Source organism: Microcoleus sp. B7-D4 (assembly GCF_036705125.1).
In the GTDB taxonomy this organism is placed as follows: Bacteria; Cyanobacteriota; Cyanobacteriia; order Cyanobacteriales; family Microcoleaceae; genus Microcoleus.
In genome coordinates this window covers 136,339-146,946 of record NZ_JAUBTT010000002.1, presented here as the reverse complement: position 1 = coordinate 146,946, position 10,608 = coordinate 136,339, and the positions used below count along the sequence as shown (strand labels likewise).

At 44.5% G+C, this 10,608-nt stretch carries 12 protein-coding genes and 1 pseudogene; 7 read left to right on the top strand and 6 right to left on the bottom strand.

The annotated features are described in order from the left end of the window. From QUB12_RS01380 to QUB12_RS01370, 3 genes are all read right to left on the bottom strand, one after another. Positions 1–737 (bottom strand): calcium-binding protein (locus tag QUB12_RS01380; RefSeq protein ID WP_445300648.1); only part of this gene is annotated, 737 nt, incomplete at its 3' end. A 95-nt stretch (positions 738–832) separates the two neighbouring features. Beyond that, a complete protein-coding gene (locus tag QUB12_RS01375; RefSeq protein WP_333305127.1) occupies positions 833–2,266 on the bottom strand; it encodes a CAP domain-containing protein in 1,434 nt (477 codons plus the stop codon). A gap of 463 nt (positions 2,267–2,729) precedes the next feature. Further along, positions 2,730–3,047 carry a hypothetical protein gene (locus QUB12_RS01370; RefSeq protein WP_333305125.1) on the bottom strand — a complete coding sequence of 106 codons (318 nt, stop codon included), beginning with the start codon at positions 3,045–3,047 and terminating at the stop codon, positions 2,730–2,732. A gap of 52 nt (positions 3,048–3,099) precedes the next feature. On the opposite strand from QUB12_RS01370, the gene QUB12_RS01365 reads away from it, so the two are divergent. The 7 genes and pseudogenes from QUB12_RS01365 (at position 3,100) to QUB12_RS01335 (ending at position 7,801) form a co-directional block, all read left to right on the top strand. Next, complete coding sequence (locus tag QUB12_RS01365; protein WP_333305123.1) at positions 3,100–3,273, top strand: hypothetical protein; 174 nt, start codon at positions 3,100–3,102, stop codon at positions 3,271–3,273. 300 nt (positions 3,274–3,573) lie between these two features. Continuing rightward, positions 3,574–4,560, top strand: a complete 987-nt coding sequence (locus QUB12_RS01360) for an AAA family ATPase (protein ID WP_333305120.1) — start codon at positions 3,574–3,576, stop codon at positions 4,558–4,560. Positions 4,561–4,747: 187 nt separating this feature from the next. Then, positions 4,748–5,200, top strand: coding sequence for a hypothetical protein (locus QUB12_RS01355; protein ID WP_333305118.1), 453 nt, complete (start codon positions 4,748–4,750; stop codon positions 5,198–5,200). Next, positions 5,142–5,405 carry a hypothetical protein gene (locus tag QUB12_RS01350; protein ID WP_333143460.1) on the top strand — a complete coding sequence of 88 codons (264 nt, stop codon included), beginning with the start codon at positions 5,142–5,144 and terminating at the stop codon, positions 5,403–5,405. The genes QUB12_RS01355 and QUB12_RS01350 overlap by 59 nt, the downstream gene beginning before the upstream one ends. Before the next feature lie 121 nt (positions 5,406–5,526). Then, complete coding sequence (locus tag QUB12_RS01345) at positions 5,527–5,817, top strand: hypothetical protein (RefSeq protein WP_333143461.1); 291 nt, start codon at positions 5,527–5,529, stop codon at positions 5,815–5,817. Positions 5,818–5,974: 157 nt separating this feature from the next. Continuing rightward, a pseudogene (locus QUB12_RS01340) lies at positions 5,975–7,275 on the top strand (IS4 family transposase). 301 nt (positions 7,276–7,576) lie between these two features. After that, positions 7,577–7,801, top strand: coding sequence for a hypothetical protein (locus QUB12_RS01335; protein ID WP_333305116.1), 225 nt, complete (start codon positions 7,577–7,579; stop codon positions 7,799–7,801). Here the strand turns inward: QUB12_RS01335 and QUB12_RS01330 are convergent. The 3 genes from QUB12_RS01330 to QUB12_RS01320 form a co-directional block, all read right to left on the bottom strand. Continuing rightward, positions 7,790–8,284 carry a hypothetical protein gene (locus QUB12_RS01330; RefSeq protein ID WP_333305113.1) on the bottom strand — a complete coding sequence of 165 codons (495 nt, stop codon included), beginning with the start codon at positions 8,282–8,284 and terminating at the stop codon, positions 7,790–7,792. The genes QUB12_RS01335 and QUB12_RS01330 overlap by 12 nt on opposite strands. A 127-nt stretch (positions 8,285–8,411) precedes the next feature. Next, entirely contained in the window at positions 8,412–8,639 is a 228-nt protein-coding gene (locus QUB12_RS01325) for a hypothetical protein (protein WP_333143463.1), read from the bottom strand. Between the two features lie 565 nt (positions 8,640–9,204). Then, the coding region (locus QUB12_RS01320) for an Ig-like domain-containing protein (protein WP_333305111.1) at positions 9,205–10,608 on the bottom strand (1,404 nt) is incomplete at its 5' end.

Sequence of the window (10,608 nt, the reverse complement as noted above, 5' to 3'; positions counted from 1 at the left end):
GTCGGGGCTGGTGTCGGAGTTGTCACCGGAGTCGGGGCTGGTGTCGGAGTTGTCACCGGAGTCGGGGCTGGTGTCGGAGTTGTCACCGGAGTCGGGGCTGGTGTCGGCGCTGGTGTTGGTGTCGGGGCTGGTGTTGGTGTCGGACTAGCTGCAAACGTGCTACTGGCAACATTGAGCAAAACCGCGATCGCCCGATTGCTACTTTTATCTATCATCACCGTATCGCCACTACCAGCACCATTAGCACCCGTACCCGCACTAAAAGTGAAGTTATCAAAATTCAAAATGCCATTGTCGCTGGCAATGCGATCGCCTCCATTTTGATAATCAGTAATGTAATCAATGTTGTCATCATCTAGCAGTAGGAAAAATGTGTCATTGCCACTGCCACCTGTTAAAGTATCGATACCCCGATCGCCGTGCAAACTATCATTGCCGCTACCACCGACAATTGAATCATTGCCTTGACCGCCGCACAAGCAATCATCTCTATCTCCTCCGATAACAGTATCTTCATCTTTGTCGCCGCGAAGGGAATCATTGCCACCTCCGCCATCAATGTCATCATTTCCTTTGCCACCATATACAACTTCAGCATCAGAGGAACCGCTGACAGTATCATTACCTTTGCGAGTTAGCAATCCTCCAGGCACTTCCTGAAGTTGTCCGGCTTCGAGTGCAACATTGTCTGCTGTATCTTCTCCGACGAAATAAATCCCTTGTCGTTTGATAGTCATAATTTTCCTAGCTATTGGTTTGCAAAATAAACGGAGTGGAGAAATGGCGATTGCTTATTTTTAGCAATGGCGATCGCTGGTTCAACTAGAGCGCATCAGGCAACATTGAAAGACCAGGTATAAGTCTGACCGCTGGATGTAATTGAAGCAGTATAATTTCCAGGGATTAATGGGTTACGGGGTATCATTACAATTGCATCGCGTGAATCCAAGATACTGCGTGCCCCTTGTTGAGCAGATGGATCGGGATTGCTGTAGGTTGTTTCATCAAAAACACTGTGTTGTATGGGTGTATTTCCCTGCGTTAATGAGTGAGAAGTGACTCGAGGCGTGACGTTTCCAGAACCCAATAACAAATAAATAGGTAAGCCCGTAGGAGCCGTGTATCCTGGAAAGCCTGTTAACGGATCGGGATATTCATTTCCTCCATACTGTCTTATGGGAACTGTCTTGCCACTTGCAGGCCACATAACAGGATATTGGGGTGAAGAATTACGATTAATTCCTCGAACAACATCTAAAGTTGCCCCTGTGTCAATTCCCCCATTGGCTTCGCGATAACTACCGTAAGCAACTTGTGTTAGTTTAGGATTGATAATTCCTAACGCATGAAAAGGTGCGGTCATCCATCCATCAATAAAATCGACATCTCGCGCCTGAGTTGTTTCCCAACCGGCCACATTGCCGTTTTTACCCGCTTCAGATCCTGCGGCCGTATACCAAGGATTATTAGGGTCTTGATCATGAGTAGATCCATTGTTTTTAACGACATAACGGGAGTGTTCTATTTCCCCTTGTGTCCATGCAGGATTGTTAGTCACAGGTGGTAAGTTGGCTAGGCTACGTAAGTAATTCACCCGATCGAGCCAGTTATCAGAGGTCGGAGGAGTCGGAGTCGGAATAGGAGTCGGAATAGGAGTCGGAGTCGGAGTCGGAATAGGAGTCGGAGTCGGAGTCGGAGTCGGAGTCGGAGTTGCTGTCACATTTCCACCGATAATTTTCGCAGAAACACTCCCAACATCGCCAGTAAAATTGGTCAACAATGCCAAGACTTTATCAAAAGAAGAACCGCCATTGCTGCTAACATAAACTCCGACACTATTGCTATCATTGCGGGCAACTAAAAAGCGAGAACCAGTCAAATCATCTAACAGTTCGATAGAATCAGAAGCAGCATCAAAGTCGCGGATAATAGCTACCCCATTGCTGGTAAGACCAAAGGTATCACTTCCGCCGCCACCTATCAGCGTATCTGTGTCACCACCGCCGACTAAATAATCAGCTCCTTTACCACCAAACAGTTGATCTGCACCTAATCCACCTTCAATGTAGTCGCTATCCCGACCACCATAAATGACATCATTACCCGGATCGCCCAATAGATCATCATTTCCAGAACCGCCAACGATCAGATCGTCTCCCGCATCGCCCCATAGACTGTCATCACCCGCATAGCCATAAATTTCTACGGGCACAGAATCAGACCAAAAAAGTTGGTCATTTTGCGCTGTTCCATCTAAACGAGCCATATTTAACCTCCAATTTGTCAAGTCAAGTTGTTTACCAAAAAACAAAAGGCCGGAGAAGGGGCGATCGCACATAATGCGTAATCACCACTTCCCCAGCCCCGCGAACCTCTCATCCGTCTCGGACTGCAAATATTCAATTGTTTGAAATTACGATGCTTGAAATTACGATACTGCCGACCCTCACAGCCTAACAGGATAGATGATTGTGGGTGTACTTCCCGTCAATTAAGAACAAGCTACACTATTTAATTTAACCTGTCAATACCTTCCCTTATCTTTGTTGTACAGAGTTTCATGGTGGGGTGGGGGCGGGTTTATAAAGATTATCGGTAGGTAACAGAATCGATCGGTGAACCCGCCCCTACAAATTTGTCCGCAATTTTACTGATAGGGGCGGGTTCGCCTACATCTTTGAGACCCATCAACAAATTATAAAAACCTGCCCCCACCCAACCGATCGAATTTACTTCCTCGAACTCCACTTACTAACTTCTGCATCGTCAAGAAAGAACTTATAATAAGTCGAACCCTTGACAATTACCCGAATCACATTGTTCTTTTCCCTTTCACTTTCAATTGTTACCTTTCCGAACCCAGTTTCTTGCCAAGTTTCCTCCAGAATCTTCTCAACCTGGTCAAAAACTTGTTTAACCGTATGTCTTTGAACGTTGTGCGATGATGACATATCTGTTTCCACCTTCTGATTTAACTTAGCTTTGCTGTTGCTGTCGCCTGCTTTGTCAGCCCGATCGCCTGCTGCATCCTCTGACAAAAACCTCATAGCTTTTTACCCCCTAAATTTCAGCCTCTATATAGATTTCGGAAATAGCCCTATGTTTTTACGCATAGTTCCAGCTTTTGTAACAATCATTTACACGATCGCCCCCAAAGTCGCAGACGATGACGCACAGCATCGCACAACAATTAGCAGCCTTGCATCCGCACAATCTCCATCCGCCAGAAACTCCATACTTCTTACCCCCAAAATGATGTTTGCAAAGATTTAATTATTGAATAACTTTTTAACCCGTAACTCAGTGTAAAATCAATAAACATTCAAAACTCACAATTGTGCAGTCACAGGCAGCAGTCATTCGATTTTAGATTTTAGATTTTAGATTTTAGATTGGATGATTGAAGAATTGACCCCACGGATCGAGACGGGGGCTTGAGGATTTTAGATTTGGGATGCTTTCGATTGATTCCACGGATAGAGACGGGGGCTTGTACCACCTTTGAAATTCTCGGTCGCCAACTTCTGACATGGCGCTGCCACGCGCGATCGCACTTCCACAGGCAAACTACCCATGAATCAAGCAGAATTTACCACCATTTACAACAATTTAGGCAACAAATGCAAGCAAGTTTTGCAGCAAAAACTAGCTGGAACACCCAACAAACAAATCGCCAAAATTCTCGCAATTAAATCAGAAGCAACTGTACGCCAACATTTGACAACAGCATATCAAGCCTTTGGTTTAGGAAACGACAAGCGCTCTAGCTGGTCAGATTTGCAGGCATTATTTTTTCAATTCAGTCCCGAACTAATCCCAGCGCCACCTGGAGAACCACAACCATTAAATTCTCGCTGGGTAGAACGAACTTCAGATATTACTAAGCTCCAAAAATGGACATCAGAAAAGTTCAAGATTTTGATAATAGTAGGAGAAGGCGGCATCGGCAAAACCACCTTAGCACAGCAATACTTAGCAAGTTGCCAATTTGAAAAAATCTTAGATATGAAAATTGCCTTAACTCCAGAAAACTTGCGGAGTGCCGATTCATTTGTACAGACTTGGCTGCAACAAGATTTTCAGGAAGATGCACCCAGAGATTTTAGCCTGAGTTTAAACTTGCTCGAAACAAAGCTGCGTCAAAGCAAAGTCGCAATTTTTATAGATAACTTAGAACCTGCTTTACGTAACGGTATGTTTTTACCTGAATACCGCAATTATGTAGAATTGCTGCGGGTACTCAGCGAGCCCCGAATCGAAGGAGTCACCCTGATTACCAGTAGAGAAAAATTAAAAGAACCTGACATCAGAGGCGTTCAAACTCACATTTTAAGAGGCTTGACTCCAGAAGCATGGCAACAATATTTTGAATATCCCAAAACTTCTGAAGATTTACAAGCTCTGCAAGAAATGCACGCAGTTTACAAAGGCAATGCTCTAGCGATGGAGGTGCTGTACAATGATATAGCAATCCTAAATGATTTAGATAAATTTGTAGGGGTAGTGCTACCCCTACTCCCCGTGCCTACCCCCTATCTATCGGGCAACCACGGGGAGTAGGGGTCGGATTGCCCCTACAATAATTATGAGAATGATTTAGGATTGCTATATTCAAAATAATTATGATGGAGATATTGCCGAAGCTTGGCAGCAAAATCGCCAGGAATTACAGCAGCTAGATCCATTTTCGTTTCTTATCAACAATCAGTTAAATCGCCTCAACGCTCACTCTCATCAAGCTTACCGCTTGCTATGCCGTTTGGGAGCTTGTCGCTATCAACAAATTGAATGGTTGCCAGATACTTGTATCAAAGCTTTGCTGTGGGATGTAACGCCAGCAGAACAATTGAAAGTAACGCGGCAGTTGTGTGACTGTTCTTTGCTACAATTACATCGGGGCAAATACCGAATGCACCCAGCGATTCGGGCGGCAGGTTTGAATCAGTTACAGAATAGCAGCGAATGGGAACAAACTCAAAGGGCGATCGCACAACATTGGTTTTCTAGTGTAGAACATATTCAATCCCCTCAGTTAGGTTTGCACGTTTTAGAAGCTTACTATCATTTCCGAGAAATTGAAGATTATGATTCAGCGTGGGATGTATTGTGCCGCCCCTGCCATACCTATTTTACCAGAAGAATTGTTTCTATATTTTTTATCGTGGGGATACATCAGCCAAACTTTAGAATTAGCAGATAAACTGGTAAATCGAGTTTCGCCTAACCGGGAAGCAAGTCTGTATCGCTGCATCGGCGACTGTCACGCCTATTTGCTAGCAGATGGTTTTGAAGCAGCTCTAGAATATCACCGCCAAGCTCAATTTGCCGCTAAGCGTGAAGGCGATAAATGGACAGAATTAAATTCATACAGTGATATGGGTTTGTGCTATAGCAATCCTAAATGATTCAGATAAATTTGTAGGGGTAGTGCTACCCCTACTCCCCGTGCCTACCCCCTATCTATCGGGCAACCACGGGGAGTAGGGGTCGGATTGCCCCTACAATAATTATGAGAATGATTTAGGATTGCTATATATTGCTGCTGGTGAATACGAGCTAGGATTAGCTATTTATCAAGCAAAACTTAATTTAGCTTTATCTCAAGTATCTCCTGCAATTCAATCTCGGCTAAATAGTTGTTACTGCGAAGTTGCTCTCCTACATTCATATTTAGGACAAGCGAGTGAGGCGAAGGCAGCATTGAAAGAAACTACAAGACACTTGCAACAACCTTTAGAAAGCGTTCCGCCTTGGCAAGCTTGCTGGGATTTGAATATGGCTGGTTTAGCTCAAAAACATATTGGCGAGTACCATTAGTGACAAGTTAAGGTGATGAGTAAATTGTCAATGGGGTATTTACATTAAGTAAAAAATGGATGAAACTCATAACAGGTAAGTAATTGGGGGATTGAGACGGGCCATGACCAAGACTAGAACTACAAATCGAGATCACGCCAAGAAGAAACAACGGCCAATGATAGAGGATGAAGTAATTGCCCAACAACTCGAAGCATTACTGACACCAGCCATGCTCAACCAGAAAAATTCCTACCGTCAACTGGGGCGAGCGAGACCGCATTCTCAACTTGCCCCTGATGATGGCTGCGGTGTTAACCGGTTCTATGGCGAGATGTAGCAGGGGTAAGAGAACTGACTAGAATGTTAACTAGATATGGTTTTCTGTGGTGTAATCCCACCAAAGTCAGCCAACAAGGACTCTCACAAAGATTTTTCACCTTTCCTGCCGAGCTATTTGAACAAGTATTTAAAGACTTATTGCCAAGGTTAAGAACAAATTGGCAAAGCAGAAATCAACGAACCTTACCAGAAAGTATTCAGTTTACATTAACAAAATTTGAGCAGATTTGGATTATAGATAGTTCAATATTAGAGGCATTGTTTCGGAAATTATCAAGTTTATAAGAGACTAAGGTCGGACAACGGGCGGGAAAAATAAGTACAGTAATTGATGCGAGTAAATCGACTACCAGTAGAAATCTGGTTTACCGAAAATGCGAAAGAATTTGATATAAAGCTTGAAGAAAATATCCTCAGTTTAGTCAGCGAAAATACGTTGCTATTATTAGATAGAGGATTTTATCACTTTAGTTTTTGGTTGAAATTAATTGAGCAAAAAGTTAAGTTTATTAGGAGAATAAAGAAAGGAGCAGCAATCAAAGTAGAGCAAGTGTTTACAGATAGTTATGGACTGCGAGACCGTAAGATACGTCTGGGGTCTGGAACAAAGAGAACTCCGTTTATTACTTTACTTTTGATTGAAGTTCGTTCAGGAAAAGCCTGGCATTCCTATTTAACCACTGTCTTAGAGCCAGAGATATTACCCCTTATGTAGTTGCAGATTTATATCGACGACGTTGGCGGATTGAAGAGGCATTTAATATAGTAAAAAGGCTGTTAGATTTAAGCTATTTATTGACGGGTTCAATCAATGGGATTAAATTACAAATTTGGGCAAGGTGGTTATTTTATGCGGTTTTAGTAGACTTAGGTGATGCAGTAGCCGATGAACTAGCTATACCTTTTGATCGGATTTCTTTAGAAATGATTTATCGCGGTCTTTATCATTTTACGATAGCTCATCATAAAGGTAAAGCAACCGATCCAGTTAAATATTTTGCTGCCCCAGAAAATCGCGATTTAGGAATTATCAAACAGGAGCGAAAACCAACTGTTAAGTTAATCGTCGCCCCTTTTCCTGAAAAGCAACGAGGTTCTGACCAATTCTTTTTCAATAATTCTCCAAAAGCCTCTTGACAAAAAACTTACAGCCTTAACTTGTCACCAATGGTGATGCACGGGTTTTGATCTATTTTACCTGTTTTTTTTGCACCTGACTTGCATCGCACCAGTTCTTAACCCATGCCACGTCAAGTGCGATCGATATATTCAGCAAGCCCTAGATAGTTACAAAAGTTTTGGGCGGTTTTTGTTGGGTTCGATTTAAATAAGTCAAGGGTTCGGTCGATCTGGCCTTGCCACAAAAATCCCTTGGCTTTAGCTAGGCGTTTTAACGGGTGCATCTCACCTTTGCAGCCCTCCGCTAGAAATTGGAGTTTTGAGGCAGGAGGCAGGAGGCAGGAGGCAGAAGGAAAGAGGCAGAAGGAAAGAGGCAGAAGGAAAGAGGCAGAAGGAAAGAAGAAGGGGAGCATCTCACCTTTGCGGCCAAGCTAGAAATTGGAGTTTTGAGGCAGGAGGCAGGAGGCAGGAGGCAGAAGGAAAGAGGAAGAAGGAAGGAGCCACAAGAAGGAAGGAGCCAGAAGAAGTATTTTTACAAATATGAGATGCTCCCAGAAGAAGAAGGAAGGAGCCAGAAGAAGGAATGAGCCAGAAGAAGTATTTTTACAAATATGAGATGCTCCCGTTTTAACGACCCTCCCACTTTATACAAATTTTCAATTAAATGATACCAATCTAAGATTTCGCGTCGGGTTTTACCCGGATTCAACTGGCTAATAATCTTCCATATTCCCTCATGTCCATCACCTAAACATGTTAATAAATAGGCTAAAGGTTGATGATTTATATAGTTAATTAACGCTTCATTGTCTTGATAAAAAGCCCCATAATAACTTTCATGTAACCGCACAGCCTTATAATCTTGCCAATGAGAGCCTTCTCCCAAATTCCCTCTCAGACGGACTTTCCCTCCATCTATGCTAGTTTCCTCAACCTCAATTTTGGCTATAGGTTCTGACCATTCTTGTTTTTCTACTAATCGATGCAAACAAGTGTGTCCAATCTTGACTCCCGTCTGAACTTCCATATATGAGGCCGCATTTTCGTAGGAAAGATTAGCAATTTGACGGAGACAGCATTTTTCAAATAATGGAGATCATCTAGTTGATTTCTTAACCTCTAATTTTTTGGCCTGTTTTTCAGTAATTCTTAGTTCACCAATACAGCTTTTTACGCTCGCTGAGGTCGTCCTTGTTCTGTTCCCGTTGCTTGTTTGATAAAAAAAAACCGATTTGGGGGCCGATTTTTTCAAGCCCTTGTTGCCTGAGATGCTTTTCAATATTTTCCAGACTGGTCAGTTTACTGGGGGGTGTATTGTTATACAAAATTTTAGCAATTTCTGCCGTACAGGATTGCAACCGCTCTAGTTCTTCAGGGGTCATGGCTCTTTTTCTCGACTTTTTTTGACGCTTCTATTGATTTTAACTATTTTACGCTGATTTGGGGATATTTACAAAACCGGGATGCTCCCGAGCGATTATTGGGTCGTGTCCAGGTCAAAATGCAGGTGATTGGTGCAATGATATCGGAAGTTGGTGCATTTGGCTTTTGGTATTTTAAAGTCCCAAAAGCCTTTCTATCCAACTTATTTGCTCGCTACCCCTTGACAGATCAAGACAGTATCTACAAAAATCGCGGTTGCTCGACCGGACATGATATCAAAACTCGGATTTTTCTAAACGTTCGGTGCTATGCTTGGCTCTTTGTTGGGATTGTTTTCTGAAGATAATGAGATTGGATTTTTCACCGCAGATTAACGCAAATTAACGCAGATAAACTGCCAAGGAAATCGGCGTTTATCTGCGTTAATCTGCGGTTTCAAACCTCTTATCTTCCGAGATCAACCAATACGGTTCACTTAAGGAAAATTGTAGCGAAAATGTTGGGTTTCGTTCCTCAACCTAACCTACGCACGATCTGTTTTTTAGCACTAACTGAACCGTATTCCTAGATAAACGTCAAGTCAAATTCCGAAAGAGCAGAAACCCCAGTTACACCATTTAACTTCGCCAAAATGCGAGAATCGCTGCCGGTGAGGTTATTGCCATTGCCGTCATAAATGATGTAAGTATTGCCGCCGGAATCGTAGGCAAACAAGAAAGCACTTCCTCCCAGAATATTTGCAGAAACAGTTGTCTGCACATTCAGCAGAACTTGGCTGTTACCGCCCAGATTCGCAAATCCGGGGGCAAAATTAAACTGATCGGCGATCGGCACACCGAGACCGTTAAAATCAGTAATCACATCGTATCCGCCCGCCGCGATCGCAGCCTCGATCGCCGCCGAAGAAGCCGCATCAAAGCCAGGCCCACCTTGTGCAGGGCTGGTATAGCGGTATTGATTGCCGCCGCCGCCCCCCGTCATGGTATCTGCGCCGAGGCCGCCTACGAGCACGTCGTTATCCACACCGCCGTTAATCGTATCGTTGCCGCCTTGACCATCAATAGTATCGCTGCCCGCCAAACCGTCCAAATTGTCCGGCAAAGAACCCCCAACTAAATTGTTAGGCCCGCTATCTGCAGGCAAGATTTGAACGGTGATAGTACCTACACCCGGAATTGTCCCGAATCCGTCGCTGACGCTGTAGGTGAAAGCAGTTGTACCCGCTACGTTGCCGGGGATGAATTGCACTTGAGAGACAAGATTTACAGCTATCCCCAGTTGCGGTGTGCTGACATTGATAATGTTGAGCGTCCCTTTTTGCGGACTGGAATCGTTGGCCAGCACATCGATGAAAGTGGGCAGCGAATTATTCGTACTCGTAAATACGATGCCGTCATTGACAGCAATCGGCGACAGGGTACTTGGAACAGTTACGGAGGTATCGAAAGAATTGATGTTAATCGCCACTGACGCTGCTGCCGTGCCGCCTTGGTCGTCAGCTACGCTGTAGCTGAAAGAACCGGCTGGCCCGATCGCGTTTGTTCCAGGTTGGAATTTCAGCCCGAGTAAATCCTGAACGGTTAACTTTTGGTTCACGGCGACCGGGCTCGTACCCGTAATTACCTGACCAAAAGTAGGATTGGGAAGTCCGACTACCGCGATCGACAGCGGCTGGCCCTCCGGGTCGCTGGGCGCCGAAATGCTCAGAGACAGAGGCAAATTCTGCAAACCAGTCACCGTCTTGCCCGCTTCCACGATCGGCGGCTGGTTAGGAGTCGGAGATGTAAAACTCGGCGGAGTCGGCCCGCCGCCCAAAGGCGGAGGAGTTGGGGGCGCAGCAGTTGGAGTGGGGACGATCGAAGGACTCGGACTCGGAGTTGTCGCGCCCGCAGTCGGACTCGGACTCGTACCCGGAACCTGTACCGGCAATGCCCCCGTACCTGTGCCGCCCCCAGCAGGAGCTGTCGA